Genomic DNA, 16952 nt, shown 5'->3' with positions numbered 1-16952 from the left:
CGCCGCCATGGCGCGCGCGGCAGCGGCCAAGGCCAGCCGGGTGCACGAGGAACCGGCCTTTGTGCTGCACCGCCACGACTGGAGCGAGTCGAGCCTGATCCTCGAGGTGTTCAGCCGCCACCACGGCCGCGTGGCGCTGGTGGCCAAGGGCGTGAAGCGCCCGACTTCGCAGTTTCGCTCGGTGCTGCTGGCGCTGTGGCCGCTGCGCCTGAGCTGGGGCGGCGCGACCGAGGTGCGCACCCTCAAGGCTGCGCACTGGCCGGGCGGGCAGCTGCTGCCCCCCGGCGAGGCCTTGCTGGCGGGCTACTACCTCAACGAGCTGCTGCTCAAGCTGCTGGCGCGCGAAGACCCGCACCCGGCGCTGTTCGACCACTACGCGCAGGCGCTGGCCCTGCTGGCCGCCGGCGCGCCGCAGGCCGGGGTGCTGCGCGCTTTCGAGCTGCTGCTGCTGGGTGAGCTGGGCTGGTTGCCGGCCCTAGACCACGACAGCGCCAGCCTGCAACCGCTGCAGCCCGAGCGGCGCTACCAATTGCAGGCGCAGGGCGGCTTGCACGAGGTGGCGGCGCCGGATGGCGGGCAGCACGAGGGGCTGGATGGGGTGTTGGCGCAAGAGCAGATGCAGGAACGGGTGCAGGGGCGGGTGCAGGAGGAGGGCCGTGCTTCCCTCAATGCCCCCGCTGCTGCCGCCGGTGCCGATTTCGCTACCGCATCGTGCAGCGCAGACTATTGGCTGGCGCTGCACGCGGCCTTGCAGACAGGCGCGGTGTGGCCGGCGCTGCTGCCCTTGTGCCAGCAAGACCGCAGCGGGGCCTTGCGGCGCCAGTTGCGCGCCGCCTTGCACTACCATAGCGGGGTGCGCGAGTTCCAGACCCGGCGCTGGGCGCAGCAGGTGCAGCGCTTGGCGGGCCACCGGGTGGCGCTGCCCGGATGAGCCCTGCACGATGCCTTGCCAAAACCCCACAGCAAATCTGTGTTCAGTCCGTGCGGTGCGGCCTTGGTGCCGCTGAGGGCTAGAGCCGCTGCGCATTTTTTCATTCCTCATCCCTTTATTGCCGATTGCCCCATGCGCCCTGCTGCCAGCCCCCCGCCTTGCGCCTTGTCGGTCAACCTGAACAAGGTAGCGCTGCTGCGCAACAGCCGGCACCTAGGCATCCCGAGCGTGCTGCGTGCCGCGCAGGCCTGCCTGCAAGCCGGGGCGCACGGCATCACCGTGCACCCGCGGCCCGACGAGCGCCACATCCGCCGCCACGATGTGTTCGAGCTCGCCGAACTGCTGCAAGGCTGGCCGCAGCGCGAGTACAACATCGAGGGCAACCCTTTTCACAACCTGCTCGAGGTGGCGCGCGAGTTGCGCGCACGCGGCCTGCCGCTGCACCAACTCACCTTCGTGCCCGACAGCGTGGGCCAGTACACCAGCGACCACGGCTGGAGCCTGCCGACCGATGCCGAGCGGCTGCGCCCGGTGATCGCGCAGGCGCAGGCGCTGGGCGCGCGCGTGAGCCTGTTCATGGACGCCGAGCCCGGGCAGATGGCGGCCGCCCGCGCCCTCGGGGCCGACCGGGTCGAGCTCTACACCGAGCCCTATGCGGCGGCGCACTCAGCCGCTGACTGCCCGCTCGATGGCAAGGCTAGCACCGCGCTGCAGGCGCAGCTGCAGCGCTACGCCGCCGCCGCCCAAGCCGCGCAGGCTGCCGGGCTGGAAGTGAACGCTGGGCACGACCTGAACCGCGCCAACCTGAGCGATTTTTTGCGCCAGGTGCCCGGCGTGCGCGAAGTCTCGATCGGCCACGCCCTGATCGCCGATGCGCTCGAGCTCGGCTACAGCGCCACGGTGTGCGACTACCTGCGCTGCATCGATGAGGCCGCGGCCAGCCCAGCCGCCCAGGCCGCCCAGGCCACCCCGGCCACCCCCCGGCCATGATCTACGGCATCGGCACCGACGTCTGCGACATCCGGCGCATCGGCGCCGCGCTGGCACGCCACGGGCCGCGCTTTGCCCAGCGCGTGCTCGGACCGCACGAGCTGGCCGTTTGGCAACAGCGCAGCGCGCGCAGCCCCGAGCGCGGCCTGCGCTACTTGGCCACGCGCTTTAGCGCCAAAGAAGCCTTTAGCAAAGCCATCGGCCTAGGGCTGCACCTCCCCATGCGCTGGCGCGATTGCGAAATCTTGAACCTGCCCAGCGGCCAGCCCAGTGTGCAGCTGCAAGGCGCCCTCAACGACTGGTTTGCGGCGCGCGCCCTGCGCGCCCACGTGACTTTAAGCGACGAAACCGACTATGCCACCAGCTTCGTGGTGGTGGAGCACAACCCATGCAACACGCCCCCCTGATCATCGACGTCGCCGGTACCCGGCTGAACAAAACCGAGCGCCAGCGCCTTGCACACCCACTGGTGGGCGGCGTGATTCTGTTTGGCCGCAACTGGGAGAACCGCGCCCAACTCGCCAAGCTGTGCCGGCAGATCAAAAAAGTGCGCCCCGACCTGCTGATCTGCGTCGACCACGAAGGCGGGCGCGTGCAACGCTTTCGCAGCGACGGCTTTACGCACCTGCCTCCCATGCGCGCGCTGGGCCAGATGTGGCTGGGTGAAGTGGCGCAACCACCCGGCGCCGCCGCGCTCTCCGCCTGCCGCGCCGCCACCGCTTGCGGCTACGTGCTGGCGGCCGAACTGCGTGCCTGCGGCGTCGATCTGAGCTTCACCCCGGTGCTGGACCTCGACCACGGCGGCAGCGCCGTGATCGGCGACCGCGCCTTGGGCGCCGATGCGCGCGTGGTCAGCGTGCTGGCTCAGGCGCTCATGCACGGCCTGCTGCAAGCGGGCATGCGCAACTGCGGCAAGCACTTTCCTGGCCACGGCTATGTGGCAGCCGATTCGCACCACGAGATTCCCGTGGATGAGCGCAGCCTCGAGGCCATCCTGGTGGCCGACGCCGCCCCCTACGGCTGGTTGCAAGCCAGCCTGGACGCCGTCATGCCCGCGCACGTGGTCTATAGCCAGGTGGATGCGCGCCCGGCCGGATTCTCAGCGCGCTGGATCGAGGGCATTTTGCGCCAGCAGCTGGGTTTTGGCGGCGCCGTGTTCAGCGACGACCTGAGCATGGCCGGGGCGCGCCGCCTCGACGGGCGCGAGATCGGCAGCACCGAGGCCGCGCTGGCCGCGCTGCACGCCGGCTGCGACTTGGTGCTGCTGTGCAACCAGAGCGTGGTGGACGACGGCGCGCCGATCGACGAACTCATCGACGGCCTGAGCCGCGCCCAGATCGAAGGCCACTGGCAGCCCAGCGCCCTGAGCGAGCAGCGCCGCCTCGAGCTGCTGCCCGCTGCGCCCGCGCCGCTGTGGGACGAGCTGATGGTGAGCCCGCGCTACATGCAGGCACTCAGTCTGTTGCCTTAAGGGCAGGATCATTGCGTCTTGCCGGCGGCTCCTATGCGCGCCACATCAAATACGCTCAATAGCCTATCGGCCTCTGAAGCCGACCGCTGGGTTCAACCCGCCTGCACCGCATCCGCGCTCTGGCGCTGCAGCATGGCCAGCAGGTTGGCTACCGTGGAGCGCAGCTCGCGCCGGTCGCAGATCAGGTCCAGCGCCCCTTTGTTGAGCAAAAACTCGGCGCGCTGAAAGCCCTCGGGCAGCTTGACGCGCACCGTGCTTTCGATCACCCGCGGGCCGGCAAAGCCGATCAGCGCCTTGGGCTCGGCGATCACCACGTCGCCGACAAAGGCGAAGCCGGCGCTGACGCCGCCCATGGTCGGGTCGGTGAGCACGCTGAGGTAGGGCAGGCCCTTTTTGGCCAGCCGCGTCAGGGCGGCGTTGGTCTTGGCCATCTGCATGAGGCTGAGCAGCCCCTCTTGCATGCGCGCGCCGCCGGTGGCGGTAAAGCAGACGAAGGGCACTTTTTGCTCGATCGCCGTCTCGACACCGCGCACGAAGCGCTCGCCCACCACCGAGCCCATCGAGCCGCCCATGAAGTCAAACTCGAAACACGCCGCCACCAGATCTAGCCCCTGCACCGCGCCGCCGATGACGATCAGGGCGTCGGTCTCGCCGGTGGCCTCGAGTGCTTCTTTGAGTCGCTCGGGGTATTTGCGGCTGTCCTTGAACTTGAGCGCATCGACGGGCAGCACCTCTTGCCCGATTTCGTAGCGGCCTTGGGCATCCAAAAAGGCGTTGAGGCGCGCCCGCGCCCCGATGCGGTGGTGGTGCGCGCAGTGTGGGCAGACGTTGAGGTTTTTCTCGAGGTCGCTTTTGTAGAGCACGGCCTCGCAGCTGGGGCACTTGAGCCACAGCCCCTCGGGCATGCTGCGGCGCTCGGCCGGGTCGGCGCGCTTGATTTTGGGCGGGAGCAGTTTTTCGAGCCAGGACATGCGGGTTTTCCTTGCTGATCTGGGGGCTACGACGGCGCTGATTATCCCCGATTGCCCGCCGGCGCAAGCGTGACAGGGCCGCCAGCGCCGCCGCCCTCGAGCCCGTCGAGCGCCTGCCGCAACTCGGCCATGAAGGCGCGGGCCACAGCCCCGGCCTGTTCGGGGGGCGCGCTGTCGAGCAACTGGATCAGCCGGGTGCCGATCACCACGGCGTCGGCGCTGCGGCCCACGGCGCAGGCGCTGGCGGCGTCTCGGATACCAAAGCCCACGCCTATGGGCAAGTGCACGTGCCGGCGGATGCGCGGCAGCATCGCCTCTACGGCGGCGGTGTCGAGGTGCCCGGCCCCGGTCACGCCCTTGAGCGACACGTAATAGACGTAGCCGCTGGCCACGCGCCCGACTTCGGCCATGCGTGCCTCGCTGCTGGTGGGGGCGAGCAAAAAGATCAGGTCCAGCCCCTGCGCCTTCAGGGCGGCGGCAAAGGCTTGGCATTCCTCGGGCGGGTAATCGACGATCAGCACGCCATCGACGCCGGCGGCAGCGGCGTCGCGCGCAAAGGCGCCGGCGCCGCGCTTGAGCTCGTAGCGCTCCACCGGGTTGGCGTAGCCCATCAGCACCACGGGCGTGAGGCGGTCGTGGGTGCGAAAGGCGCGCACCATATCGAGCACCTGCACCAGCCCGACGCCGGCGCGCAGCGCCCGTTCGCCGGCTTGCTGGATCACTGGGCCGTCGGCCATCGGGTCAGAGAACGGCACGCCGAGCTCGATGATGTCGGCCCCGCCCTGCACCAGCGCCTGCATCAGGGCGGGCGTGCCGTCGGCTTGTGGGAAGCCCGCCGTCACGTAGGGGATGAGGGCTTTGCGGCGCTGGCTTTGCAGGCGGCTGAAGGTGGCTTCGATGCGGCTCATGCGCTCACTCCGGCGAGTTCGGATACGGTGGCTAGGTCTTTGTCGCCACGGCCCGAGAGGTTGACGAGGATCGATTGATCTGGGCGCAGGGTGGGAGCAAGTTCGAAGGCGTAGGCCAGCGCGTGGCTGGATTCGAGCGCCGGGATGATGCCCTCGTGGCGGCACAGGCGGTGGAAGGCGGCCAGCGCCTGCGCGTCGGTGATGCCCACGTAGCTGGCGCGGCCGCTGTCTTTGAGCCAGGCGTGCTCAGGGCCGACGCCGGGGTAGTCCAGCCCGGCGCTGACGCTGTGGGTCTCGATGATCTGGCCGTCTTCGTCTTGCAGCACGTAGCTGCGGTTGCCGTGCAGCACGCCGGGCAGCCCCTTTTGCAGCGAGGCGGCGTGGCGGCCGCTCTCGAGCCCTTCACCGGCGGCCTCGACGCCGATCAGGCGCGTGTGCGGGTGGTCGATGTAGGGGTGGAAAATCCCGATCGCGTTGCTGCCGCCGCCCACGCAGGCCAGCACCACATCGGGTTGCAATTCGGCGCCGTTGCCCGGCAGGCCGAGCTCGTACAGCAGGGTGGGCATCTGCTGCAAGCATTCTTCGCCGATCACGCACTGGAAATCGCGCACCATCATCGGGTAGGGGTGCGGCCCGGCCACGGTGCCGATGAGGTAGAAGGTGTGCTCGACGTTCGTGACCCAGTCGCGCATGGCTTCGTTGAGCGCGTCTTTGAGGGTCTGGCTGCCCGATGTCACCGGCACCACGGTGGCGCCCAGCAGCTTCATGCGATAGACGTTGGGCAGTTGGCGCTTGAGGTCTTCGGCGCCCATATAAATCACGCACTCGAGCCCGTAGCGGGCGCAGATGGTGGCGGTGGCGACACCGTGCTGGCCGGCGCCGGTCTCGGCAATGATGCGCGCTTTGCCCATGCGCCGCGCCAGCATGGCTTGGCCGATGACGTTGTTGATTTTGTGCGCGCCGGTGTGGTTGAGGTCTTCGCGCTTGAGGAAGATCTGCGCCCCGCCCAGCTCGCGGCTGGTGCGCGCCGCGTGGTAGATGGGTGAGGGCCGGCCGACGAAGTGCGCCAGTTCGTAGCGGAATTCGCGCTGGAACTCGGGATCGTGCTGGGTGCGGGCGTATGCCTCGCGCAACTCGGACAGGGCGTGGGTGAGCGTTTCGCTGACAAAGCTGCCGCCGTAGGGGCCGAAGTGGCCGCTGGCGTCGGGTTGCTGGTAGGGGGGGCTGCTGGTGGGTGCTAGGGCGGTGGCGGTGGCGGTGGACATGACGGTGGGGATGTGAGGGGCTGGGGTGCGGCAAGGGCCGTATCGGCCAAGCGCACGGCGGCGACGAAGCGGGCGATCAAATCGGGGCACTTGATGCCGCGCGCGGCCTCGACGCCGGAGCTCACATCAACCGCCCACGGGCGCAGCAGGCGCACGCCATCGGCCACGTTTGCAGGCGTGAGTCCACCAGACAAAACGAGGCGAGAGCTGGCGTTTAGTGCGGGATGTGACCAATCGAATGCCGTCCAGTCAAAAGAGTGCCCGGCGCCGCCGTAGCCCGGCACTTGGGCGTCGAGCAACAGCGCTTGTGCGCCGGCGTGCAGTTCGGCGTATTCTAGAAGATCGAAGCGCGCCGCGTCGGCGCTCAGCGGGATGCGCGCTGCGCGCAGATAGGGCCGGCCTTGGGCCAGCGCCTGGCATTGGGCGGGCGATTCGTCGCCATGAAACTGCAGCAGCGCGTGGGGCACCTCTGCCAAACCGGCCTGCACCTCGGCGGCGCTGGGGTTGACGTAGAGCAGCACCGGCGTGACAAAGGGTGGCAGCAGCCGCGCCAGCGCGCCCGCCTGCGCCGGCGTGAGCGCGCGCACGCTGGGCGGGTAGAGCACGAAGCCCACGGCGTCGGCCCCGGCGGCGGCGGCGCAGTGCAGGTCAGACGGGCGGGTGAGGCCACAGATTTTGATGCGGGTGCGGTGCGGCATGGGGGCGCTATCTGCGGTGGCAGCAAGGTTGGGGGCAGGGGTGGATGCAAGCGGGGATGCAAGCGACAACTAGGGGCTTTGGGGCAACCAATCCAGCCCCGGCACCCGGTCTGGCAGGTCCCAGTGCGGCGCATAGACCGGGCCCAGAAAATACAGCCCGTCGGGGGCGAAGGTGGGCGCAGCGACGGCGCGGCTGCGCGCCGCCAGCACGTCCGCGATCCAGTCGGGCGCGTGCAAACCCTGGCCCACGGCCAGCAGGCAGCCCATGAGGTTGCGCACCATGTGGTGCAAAAAGGCGTCGGCCTCGAACTCGAAGCGCCAGTAGGCGCCGTGGCGCGAAATATCGAGCCGGCGCAGGTGCTTGACGGGCGAGAGCGCCTGGCAGCTGGAGGCGCGAAAGCTGGTGAAGTCGTGCCGGCCCAGCAGGTGCGCCGCCGCCGCCTGCAGAGCGGGCAGCGACAGCGGCCGAAACACCCAGCCGGCGCGGCCGTGTTCCAAGCTCGGGCGCACAGCCGATTCGAGCAGCACATAGACGTAACGCCGCGCCAGCGCGCTGGCACGGGCATGAAAGCTGGCGGGCACCACCTGCGCCCACTGGATGGCGATGTCGGGCGGCAGGTAGCGGTTGCAGCCGCGCACCCAAGCGTGCAGCGGGCGCTCGATTGGGGTGTCGAAGTGCACCACCTGCATCAGGGCGTGCACGCCGGCGTCGGTGCGCCCGGCGCACAGGGTGCTCACGGCCGGGGCGGCGGTGAAGGTCGCCAGTGCGGCCTGCAAGTGGTCTTGCACCGTCTGGCCGCTGGCTTGGCTCTGCCAGCCCTGGTAGGCGCTGCCCGAGTAGCTGAGTCCGAGCGCGAGGCGCAAAGGCGTGGGCTTTCTGAAGGGGGGGGTGCCAGCGGGGACTTGGGGGCGCTTAGCCCAACTGCGCCAAAAAGGCCCGAGCCCGCTCTTTGAGCGCCCCGGTGGCCTCGGACTCGACTTCTTGCGCCAGCGAGCGCGCGCCGTCGGTATCGCCGATGGCGTCGAACTCTTGCGCCAGCGACAGCTTGGTCTCGAGCGGGTCGGCCCCTGAGGGTTCGAGGTCGAGATCGAGGTCCAGCGACAGATCTTGCACGCTGCTGGGCAAGGTGGCAGCCAAGTTGGGTTCGGGGGTTGAGGTGGGCGGTTCGCTCGGGGTGATGGGGGGCTGTTTGGGTGTAGGGGTATTGAAGTCGCTAAGGTCGAGATCGAAGTCGATTTCATGTGCAGCAATGGCGCTCGGCAAAGCTGCAGTGGTTGGCGTATCTGCCGCAGGCGACGGTGCGGGCTTCGGTGTGGTGTCGAAGTCGAAATCGAAAGCCAAGTCGGTTGTGGGGGTGGTGGGTTTTCGGGTGCCTGCGAGCAGGGACTCGAGCTCCTCATCGGCCGCATCCATGGCTTGCCGCGAGGCGGGGCCAGAAGTTGTTGCAGGGCCGGAGTGGGATGCGGGTTCAGAGAGAAGAGTGTCGGATTTGGATTCGGCAAATCCCAAATCAAAATCTGGCACCACCGATGACGGGCTGTCTGCCTCTGACGTGGCGCTGCCTAGAAGGGCGCTGGCTGGAGGGGCGCTGCTGGGAACCAGTTGGTAGAAGGGGTTGTCGGGGTCGAGCAGCTGGCCGGCCTCGCGCGCCTGCTCCCAGGCGTCGCCCGTGCCCCCGCTCACTTGGTATAAGGTTTGGGCTGCGGCGTTGAAAGCGGGCAAGTCGCGCCGTTGACCGTAAATTTCGAGCAGCTTGAGGTGTGCAGGCAGTCTATCCGGATGCAGACGGATGGATTCGAGCAAAATGTCTTCGGCCTGCTTTTCGCGGCCATAAGCCAGGTACACCTCGGCCTCGGCCACGGCATCGACGTCGCCGCCCGCATCGAGCTGACTGGGCGAATACATCATCGAGGTCGCTTGCGCATCGGTCGGCGCATCGGCCAGCGCATCGTTCTCGGATTCCGATTGCGGATCGTCCCGGTCAGCCAAAGCGGCTTGATTTTGCTGTCGGCGGCTGCGGATGCGCGCGGCCAGCAGCCCCAGCAGCAGCAAGGCTGCGGCACCACCCGCTGCGGGCAGCGCCAAGGGGTGGGTGCTGAGGGTCTGAAGCAAACCGGGCGCAGCCACTTCGGCCGGCGCAGGCGCTGGTGGGGCAGCAGGGGCTGGGGGTGCGGCAACCGGGGCTGGAGGAACAGGCGGTGCAGCCAATGCCGGGGCCTCGAGGACTGGTGCGGCGGGTGTGGGTGCCGCCGCGGTTTCGGCCGCAGCTGGTGTGGCGTCGGCAGCGGCCGGCGCTGCAGGGGCCGGGGCAGGGGCCTGCGCAGCTTGGCGCAGACGCTCGAGCTCTTGCAGGTTGCGCTCGACTTCGGTGATTTGCTGCTGCGTGGCCTGCTGTTGCCGCGCTTGGGCCAACTGGTCGGCAGCGGCTCCGGGCAAGGCGCCGCGCTCGAGCGTCAGGCGGTCTTGCACGGCGGCGGCGGGTCGTGGATCGGTGACTTCGGCTTGCACCGCACCGGCAGCGGCGCGGGTGGCTTTGGGTGCTGCTTGAGCCGGGGCCAATGCGGCCAAGCGACGCCGAAACTCGTTGAAATCTTGGCTGTGGGCTTGTACGATGCGGCGCGCCTCAGGGGCGGGGGTGGCGTTGGCCGCTTCGGCGCTGGGCAGGTCGAGCACCGCGCCAGCGCGCAGCCGGTTGACATTGTCGCCGATGAACGCTTGTGGGTTGGCGCGCAGCAGCGCCACCAACATCTGATCGAGCGACACCCCGCCGGGCAGGTGCGCCTGCGCGATGCGGCCGGCGGTATCGCCACGCCGAACCGTGATCGACGCGGGGGTGGGGTCGGCGGCAGGCGCTTGGGCGCGGGGTCGTGCAGGTGCGGCGGCGGCAGGGACGGCTGGGGGCAGCGGCACGGCCGGACGCACCTGGGTCACCAAGGGCGCGGGCGCTGGCGCGGGAGGTGCTGGAGGTGCAACCGCAACCGGCGGCTGTGGCGCCGGAGCCGGAGCCGGGCGCAAATTGGGCGGGTCGAACAACAGGGTGTAGCTACGCAGCAACTGCCCATTGGCCCAGTTGGCTTGCACCAGCAAATCGAGGAAGGGTTCGTTGATGGCGGCGGTGCTGCTCAGGCGCAAGACACTGCGGCCGTCGGGCAGCGTGACCAGTTGAAAGCGCAAATCGGCCAAGGCCGGGTTAAAGCTCAGGTTGAGCGCCTGAAAGCGCTCGGGCGCCGCCACGCTGGCTTGCAAGGTGGCGGCGTCTTGGGCGCTGAGCTGGGGCAAGTCGATTTCGGCGCGCAGCGGCTCACCCAGTTGCGATTGCACCGTCACCCTTCCCAGCGCCACGGCCCAAGCTTGGCTGGCCGGCACCGCCAAGGCCGCCACCAAGGCCGCCGCGCTCGCCACCGAGCGCCAGCGCAGCCGATGGGGTGGCGCAGGTGGTTTGTCGGTGGCCAAGGCAACAGGTCCCGTGGGGTGCATTTTTGAAGGGCAATTCGGCACAGACACCTCTGTCATTTTCAAAGATATTCGACCATAACATCAAGCGCTTGCACACACAAGCTCAGAAGCAGAGCGAAGCAAATCTGGGGCCCAAATGGCATCCAAGCAGGGGATTTGCGTTGCACTGGTGCAACAGATTTTATATTCTCCTTGCCGCCATGCCCTTAGGCCGCTAGCAGAATGCGCAGCATGCGCCGCAGTGGCTCGGCCGCGCCCCACAGCAGTTGGTCGCCGATCACGAAGGCCGACAGGTACTGCGGCCCCATGTTGAGCTTGCGCACCCGGCCCACGCCCACCTGCAAGCCGCCGGTGATGGCTGCTGGCGTAAGCTCGGCCACGCTGGCCGGGCGCTCGTTGGGAACCCATTTGACCCAGGGGTTGCCGCCCCGAATCAGGGCCTCGATTTCGGCCAGCGGCAGGTCTTGCTTGAGCTTGAGCGTGAGGGCCAGGCTGTGGCAGCGCATGGCGCCGATGCGCACGCACAGGCCATCGACCGGGATGGTCTGGGCCGTGCCCAGGATTTTGTTGACCTCGGCCTGGCCTTTCCATTCTTCTTTGGACTGGCCGTTGTCGAGTTGCGCGTCGATCCACGGGATCAGGCCACCGGCCAGCGGGGCACCGAAGTATTCGCGCGGCACATCATCTCGGATGGCCTGCGCCACTTTGCGGTCGATGTCCAGGATGGCGCTGGCTGGGTTGGCCAAGTCGGCGGCCACGGCGGCGTGGCACACGCCCATGCCTTGCAGCAGTTCGCGCATGTGGTTGGCGCCGCCGCCCGAGGCCGCTTGGTAGGTCATCGAGCTGACCCACTCCACCAGATCGGCGCGGAACAAGCCGCACAGGCCCATGAGCAAAATCGAGTTGGTGCAGTTGCCGCCGATCCAGTCGCGCCCGCCGGCAGCCAAGCGCTGGCGGATCAGGCCCTCGTTGACCGGGTCGAGCACGATCACGGTCTCGGGTTCCATGCGCAGCGCCGAGGCGGCGTCGATCCAGTGCCCGCGCCAGCCGCTGGCGCGCAGACGCGGGTACACGGCTTTGGTGTAGTCTCCGCCTTGGCAGGTGAGGACGATGTCGCAGCGCGCCAAGGCCGCCACGTCGTTGGCGTCTTGCAGTGTGCGCTGGCTTTGGGCCTGCGCCGGGGCGGCGCCGCCGGCGTTGGAGGTGGAAAAGAACACCGGGTCGATGTGCGCGAAGTCGCCCTCGGCCGTCATGCGATCCATCAACACCGAGCCGACCATGCCGCGCCAGCCCACCAGACCTACCAACTTGCTCATGACGAACGCCCTTTCAGGTTGCAGAAATACGGATCCAGACCCCGGGTACCGTCCTGCCCGGCTCGTCTGGCCGGGTGGGGGCGCGCGACGAACCGGGCTGGGGTTTAGCCGGTCGTGGTTTTAACGATTGCGCGCCCACACACCCGCGCCGGAGTGGCGGTGGTGTGGTTCGAGGTGAACGATTGGGCGGCAAACATGGTCGTACATTCTAGCCGATGGCGACCGCTGCGGTGCTCTGGGGCGTTGACAGCGCAGTTTGCGTTGCGCCACAGCGCCCGCGGGTTTTGATGGCCTCTTTCGTCTGGAGCAAAACTGCCATGTGGTACCAAATCGCGGCCGAAGCGGTCATGAGCGTCCACCTGCTCTACATTGTTTTTTCGGTGTTCGGAGCCGTGCTGGCGCTGTGGTGGCGCTGGGTGCCGTGGCTGCAGCTGCCGTGCGCGGCTTGGGCGTTTTTTGTCATGATCGCCGGGGCGCCGTGCCCGCTCACCGACATCGAAAACCATTTCCGGCTCCAGGCCGGCCAGGCCGGCATGGCCCCGGGCGGCTTCATCGAGCACTACTTGCTGGCCGTGATCTACCCCGCTGGCCTGACGCGCGAGCTGCAATACCTGCTCGGGGCGCTGGTGCTGGGGTTCAACGGCGTGATTTATGCGTGGGTCTGGAGGCGCTGGCGCCGCCGTCCCCCGGGGGGTGCAATTAGGGCGTAGCGCCGCCGCTGGGCGGCTGGGAGGCGGCACCGGCGCCCGTGGGCGCGACCACTGGCGCGGGCGGCTCGCCCGGCCAAGTGCGCGTGATGCGTTGAAAAAACATGCTGTTGGGAAACTTCAGGGTCGAGCCCGAGCCGTCGGCGCTGTGTTCCTGCACCGTGGTGTAGATCAGATTGATGTCGATCACTTGGCCCCTGAGCCCAGCGGTTTGGCCGTTTTCCACGACTTCGATGTGGTCGTGCAAGCGCACGATGCCGGTAACAAAGATCAAAAAACTGCAAAAAATGTTGGACAGCACGCTCCAGGCGGCAAAAAAGGCCACCGCCGCCACGGCCGCAAAGCCGGTGAACGCGGTCCAGAGCACGGTGGCCGAAACCCCCAGGCGGTCGAGCACCAGCAACAGGGCGGCACCGTAGATCACGATCTTGCCCGCGAGCAAGGCGACAAACGTAAACTCGGGTGGCAGCCCATGGCGCGTGCTGGTACTCCGCACCAAGCGCCCAAACAGGGCGCGCAGCAGCCACGCACCCACGATGAGCAGGGTGATCTGCGCACCGAGCACGATGCTGGGCACCCAAGGGTACAGCCACTGCGGCAGCATTTGCATAGAGACTAACACCGGTGGAGCTGGCTGGAATTAGGGAGCTTGGATCAGCCCAGCGCCGCCCGCACCGCCGCGCCCATCTGCGCCGTGCCGACGCGGGTGCAGCCGGGGGCCATGATGTCGGGCGTGCGCAGGCCTTGCTCGAGCACGGTTTGCACTGCGGCCTCGATGCGCGCCGCCGCCTCGGGCTGGCCGAGCGAGAAGCGCAGCATCATGGCCGCGCTCAAAATCGTGGCCAGCGGGTTGGCCACGCCTTGCCCGGCGATGTCGGGCGCGCTGCCGTGGCTGGGCTCGTACAGGCCTTGGCCACGCTCGTTCAGGCTTGCCGAGGGCAGCATGCCGATCGAGCCGGTGAGCATCGAGGCCTCGTCGGACAAAATGTCGCCAAACATATTTCCGGTGACGATCACGTCAAAAGCCTTGGGGCGCTTGACCAACTGCATGGCGGCGTTATCGACATACATGTGCTCCAGCGCCACGTCGGGGTAGTCGGCGTGCACGGCGCTGACCACGTCTTTCCAGAACTGGAAGGTCTCGAGCACGTTGGCCTTGTCCACGCTGGTGACCTTTTTGTTGCGCTGGCGCGCGGCCTTGAAGGCCACGTGGGCAATGCGCTCGATCTCGGGCCGGCTGTAGCGCATGGTGTCGAAGGCTTCTTCGCTGCCGGCAAAGGGGCCGTCTGGGGCGCTGCGGCGGCCGCGCGGTTGGCCGAAGTAGATGTCGCCGGTGAGCTCGCGGATGATCAGGATGTCGAGCCCGGCCACCAGCTCGGGCTTGAGGCTGGAGGCATCGACCAGCTGCGGGTAGCAGATGGCGGGGCGGAAGTTGGCAAACAGCCCCAGGTGCTTGCGCAGCCCCAGAATGGCTTGCTCGGGCCGCAGGTGGCGCTCGAGCCGGTCGTATTTCCAGTCGCCCACGGCGCCGAACAGCACCGCGTCGGCCTGCTGCGCCAGCTTGAGCGTGGCCTCGGGCAGCGGGTGGCCGTGCGCCTCGTAGGCGGCACCGCCCACGGCGGCGTGCTCGAACTCGAACGGCAAAGCCAGAGCCTGCAACACGCTGATCGCTTGGGCGACGATTTCGGTGCCGATGCCGTCACCGGGGAGGACTGCGATTTTCATGGGGTGTGAGCTGGAAGGCGTGAGGCCCGGGCGTGGGCGCTGGGTGGGTCGAGTAAGGCGGTCGGGGCCAAAGGGCGGCGGCGCGGGTCAGCCGATCGGGTTGCAGGTGCTGGCCTCAGCCCAGCCAAGTGCGCGCCAACCACGGTTTGGCCGCCAAGCGCTGGACCTCGAAGGTGCGGATGGTGTCGGCGTGGCGCAGCGTCAGGCCGATGTCGTCTAGGCCGTTGAGCAGACAGTGCTTGCGAAAGGGGTTGACCTCGAAGGCGATCTCTTCGCCTTGCGGCAGCACGATGCACTGGCGCGGCAGGTCGATGGTCAGGCGGTAGCCGGCAAAGGCGTGCACGGCGTCGAACAAACTGGCCACGGTGGCTTCGGGCAGCACGATCGGCAGCAGACCGTTTTTGAAGCAGTTGTTGAAGAAGATGTCGGCAAAGCTGGGCGCGATCAGGGCCCGAAAACCGTACTGCTCGATCGCCCAGGGCGCGTGCTCGCGGCTGGAGCCACAGCCAAAGTTTTTGCGCGCCAGCAAAATCGACGCCCCGGCGTAGCGCGGCTGGTTCAGCACGAAGTCGGGGTTGGGGCGCCGGCTGGCCGGGTCTTGCCCCGGCTGGCCGACGTCGAGGTAGCGCCACTCGTCGAACAGATTCGGGCCAAAGCCGGTCTTGCGGATGGATTTGAGGAACTGCTTGGGGATGATGGCGTCGGTATCGACGTTTTCGCGGTCGATCGGGGCCACCAAGCCCTGGTGTACGGTGAAGGCTTGCATCGGAGAGCGTAAAGGGGTGTGGGCGCGGCCTAGCGGGCGGCGTCCTGGATGATCTGGCCGCCGCGTTGCACGTCTTTGCCGATGCCGGCGACGGTGGCGCAGCCGCCCAAGGCCAAACTGGCGCTCAACAGCAGCAGGGTGAGGAAGGTTTTCATGGCAAAACTCCTGGAAAAGAATTCAGGCGAGGGTACGGATATCGACGAAGTGGCCGTGGATGGCCGCCGCCGCCGCCATGGCTGGGCTGACGAGGTGCGTGCGCCCACCGGCGCCTTGGCGGCCTTCAAAGTTGCGGTTGCTGGTGCTGGCGCAGCGCTCGCCGGGTTCGAGCCGGTCGGCGTTCATCGCCAAGCACATGCTGCAACCGGGTTCGCGCCACTCAAAGCCGGCAGCGCGAAAAATCTCGTGCAGCCCTTCGCGTTCGGCCTGCGCCTTAACCAGGCCCGAGCCCGGCACCACCAGCGCCTGACGCACGTTGCGCGCCACCTTCCGTCCCAGCTTTTGCACCACCTCGGCGGCTTGGCGCAAGTCTTCGATGCGGCTGTTGGTGCACGAACCGATGAACACCTTGTCCACATGGATATCGGCCAGCGCCTTGCCCGGTTGCAGGCCCATGTAGTGCAGCGCGCGCTCGGTGGCGGCGCGCTGGTTGGCGTCTTTGATTTGGTCGGGGTCGGGCACATTGCCCGTGATCGGCAGCACCATCTCGGGCGAGGTGCCCCACGTCACTTGGGGCGCGATCTGGGCCGCGTCGAGCTCGACCACGGCGTCGAACATCGCGTCCGGGTCGGACTGCAGGGTGCGCCAGTAGGCCGCCGCTTGCTCCCACTCCAAACCACTGGGGGCCAGTGGGCGCCCTTTGAGGTAGGCGATGGTTTTGTCGTCCACCGCCACCAAGCCGGCGCGGGCACCGGCCTCGATCGCCATGTTGCAGACCGTCATGCGGCCTTCGATCGACAGCGCGCGGATGGCGCTGCCGCCAAACTCGATCGTGTAGCCGGTGCCGCCCGCCGTGCCGATGCGGCCGATGATGGCCAGCACGATGTCTTTGGCGCCGCAACCGCGGGGCAGTTGGCCCTCGACGCGGATGAGCAGGTTGCGCGCTTTTTTGGCCAGCAGCGTCTGCGTGGCCAGCACGTGCTCGACTTCGCTGGTGCCGATGCCGTGCGCCAGCGCGCCAAAAGCGCCGTGGGTCGAGGTGTGCGAGTCGCCGCAGACCACGGTCATGCCCGGCAGGGTGGCGCCGTTTTCGGGGCCCACCACGTGCACGATGCCTTGGCGCGGGTGCATGAAGGGGAAGAAGGCGGCGGCGCCGAACTCGGCGATGTTGGTGTTGAGGGTGACGATCTGCTCTTTGCTGATCGGGTCGGCGATGCCCTCGTAGCCGTGCTCCCAGCCGTGGGTGGGGGTGTTGTGGTCGGCGGTGGCCACGACCGAACTCGCGCGCCAGACCTTGCGCCCGGACTCACGCAAGCCCTCGAAGGCTTGCGGGCTGGTGACTTCGTGCACCAGATGGCGGTCGATGTAGAGCAACGCGGTGCCGTCGGCTTCGGTGTGGACGACGTGCTCGTCCCAGATTTTGTCGTAGAGGGTGCGTCCCATGGTTGCGCTGGTGAGGGGGTGGTGGCCGGCGCTTGGGGCCGGGCGATGGGCTGATTTTAGTGCTTCAGCGCGGGGCTTGCTGCGCACCTTTGGTTGGACCATTTATTACAAATTGTTACAATTTCCCCCTTGCAAAATCGCGGGGGGG

General features: G+C 67.9%; 17 protein-coding genes. 5 read left to right on the top strand and 12 right to left on the bottom strand.

Annotation, left to right across the window (positions count from 1 at the left end):
* The first annotated feature begins 7 nt into the window (after positions 1-7).
* The 4 genes from recO (at position 8) to nagZ (ending at position 3392) form a co-directional block, all read left to right on the top strand.
* On the top strand, positions 8-931 hold the full coding sequence (gene recO, locus SMCB_RS13315) for a DNA repair protein RecO (RefSeq protein WP_045537892.1): 924 nt from the start codon (positions 8-10) through the stop codon (positions 929-931).
* A 132-nt stretch (positions 932-1063) separates the two neighbouring features.
* Positions 1064-1921 (top strand): pyridoxine 5'-phosphate synthase, encoded by an 858-nt coding sequence (locus SMCB_RS08310; RefSeq protein ID WP_045536243.1) that lies wholly within the window; start codon positions 1064-1066, stop codon positions 1919-1921.
* Positions 1918-2328 carry a holo-ACP synthase gene (gene acpS, locus SMCB_RS08305; RefSeq protein WP_045536242.1) on the top strand — a complete coding sequence of 137 codons (411 nt, stop codon included), beginning with the start codon at positions 1918-1920 and terminating at the stop codon, positions 2326-2328. Before SMCB_RS08310 ends, acpS begins: the two co-directional genes overlap by 4 nt.
* On the top strand, positions 2310-3392 hold the full coding sequence (gene nagZ / locus SMCB_RS08300) for a beta-N-acetylhexosaminidase (protein WP_045536240.1): 1083 nt from the start codon (positions 2310-2312) through the stop codon (positions 3390-3392). Before acpS ends, nagZ begins: the two co-directional genes overlap by 19 nt.
* 92 nt (positions 3393-3484) lie before the next feature.
* Here nagZ and accD read toward each other — a convergent pair whose 3' ends face one another.
* From accD to asd, 7 genes are all read right to left on the bottom strand, one after another.
* The gene (gene accD / locus SMCB_RS08295; protein WP_045536237.1) at positions 3485-4363 is read right to left on the bottom strand and encodes an acetyl-CoA carboxylase, carboxyltransferase subunit beta; all 879 of its coding nucleotides are present in this window, start codon (positions 4361-4363) and stop codon (positions 3485-3487) included.
* A 41-nt stretch (positions 4364-4404) separates the two neighbouring features.
* Positions 4405-5271 carry a tryptophan synthase subunit alpha gene (gene trpA / locus SMCB_RS08290; protein ID WP_082027317.1) on the bottom strand — a complete coding sequence of 289 codons (867 nt, stop codon included), beginning with the start codon at positions 5269-5271 and terminating at the stop codon, positions 4405-4407.
* Positions 5268-6536, bottom strand: a complete 1269-nt coding sequence (gene trpB, locus SMCB_RS08285; protein WP_045536235.1) for a tryptophan synthase subunit beta — start codon at positions 6534-6536, stop codon at positions 5268-5270. Before trpB ends, trpA begins: the two co-directional genes overlap by 4 nt.
* Positions 6509-7234: a phosphoribosylanthranilate isomerase gene (locus tag SMCB_RS08280; RefSeq protein WP_045536233.1), complete on the bottom strand. Its 726-nt coding sequence runs from the start codon at positions 7232-7234 to the stop codon at positions 6509-6511. The genes trpB and SMCB_RS08280 overlap by 28 nt, the downstream gene beginning before the upstream one ends.
* 69 nt (positions 7235-7303) lie before the next feature.
* Positions 7304-8098, bottom strand: coding sequence for a tRNA pseudouridine(38-40) synthase TruA (truA, locus tag SMCB_RS08275; protein WP_045536231.1), 795 nt, complete (start codon positions 8096-8098; stop codon positions 7304-7306).
* A 49-nt stretch (positions 8099-8147) separates the two neighbouring features.
* Positions 8148-10688: a FimV/HubP family polar landmark protein gene (locus SMCB_RS08270; RefSeq protein WP_052468472.1), complete on the bottom strand. Its 2541-nt coding sequence runs from the start codon at positions 10686-10688 to the stop codon at positions 8148-8150.
* Positions 10689-10897: 209 nt separating this feature from the next.
* Positions 10898-12007 (bottom strand): aspartate-semialdehyde dehydrogenase, encoded by a 1110-nt coding sequence (gene asd, locus SMCB_RS08265; protein ID WP_045536229.1) that lies wholly within the window; start codon positions 12005-12007, stop codon positions 10898-10900.
* 317 nt (positions 12008-12324) lie between these two features.
* Between asd and SMCB_RS08260 the strand changes: the two genes are divergently transcribed.
* The gene (locus SMCB_RS08260) at positions 12325-12717 is read left to right on the top strand and encodes a DUF2784 domain-containing protein (RefSeq protein WP_045533579.1); all 393 of its coding nucleotides are present in this window, start codon (positions 12325-12327) and stop codon (positions 12715-12717) included.
* Here SMCB_RS08260 and SMCB_RS08255 read toward each other — a convergent pair.
* The 5 genes from SMCB_RS08255 to leuC form a co-directional block, all read right to left on the bottom strand.
* On the bottom strand, positions 12707-13324 hold the full coding sequence (locus SMCB_RS08255) for a mechanosensitive ion channel family protein (protein ID WP_045536227.1): 618 nt from the start codon (positions 13322-13324) through the stop codon (positions 12707-12709). The genes SMCB_RS08260 and SMCB_RS08255 overlap by 11 nt on opposite strands.
* Before the next feature lie 44 nt (positions 13325-13368).
* Positions 13369-14439, bottom strand: a complete 1071-nt coding sequence (leuB, locus tag SMCB_RS08250; RefSeq protein WP_045536224.1) for a 3-isopropylmalate dehydrogenase — start codon at positions 14437-14439, stop codon at positions 13369-13371.
* Positions 14440-14554: 115 nt separating this feature from the next.
* Positions 14555-15205: a 3-isopropylmalate dehydratase small subunit gene (gene leuD / locus SMCB_RS08245; RefSeq protein ID WP_034113116.1), complete on the bottom strand. Its 651-nt coding sequence runs from the start codon at positions 15203-15205 to the stop codon at positions 14555-14557.
* Positions 15206-15234: 29 nt separating this feature from the next.
* Complete coding sequence (locus SMCB_RS12210) at positions 15235-15360, bottom strand: entericidin A/B family lipoprotein (protein ID WP_052468471.1); 126 nt, start codon at positions 15358-15360, stop codon at positions 15235-15237.
* Between the two features lie 22 nt (positions 15361-15382).
* Positions 15383-16804: a 3-isopropylmalate dehydratase large subunit gene (gene leuC / locus SMCB_RS08240; RefSeq protein ID WP_045537885.1), complete on the bottom strand. Its 1422-nt coding sequence runs from the start codon at positions 16802-16804 to the stop codon at positions 15383-15385.
* Positions 16805-16952: the final 148 nt, after the last annotated feature.

The sequence above is a fragment of the Serpentinimonas maccroryi genome (assembly GCF_000828915.1).
In the GTDB taxonomy this organism is placed as follows: domain Bacteria; phylum Pseudomonadota; class Gammaproteobacteria; order Burkholderiales; family Burkholderiaceae_C; genus Serpentinimonas; species Serpentinimonas maccroryi.
Note: the sequence above shows the minus strand (reverse complement) of the source record. Positions and strands in the feature narration are given on the sequence as shown.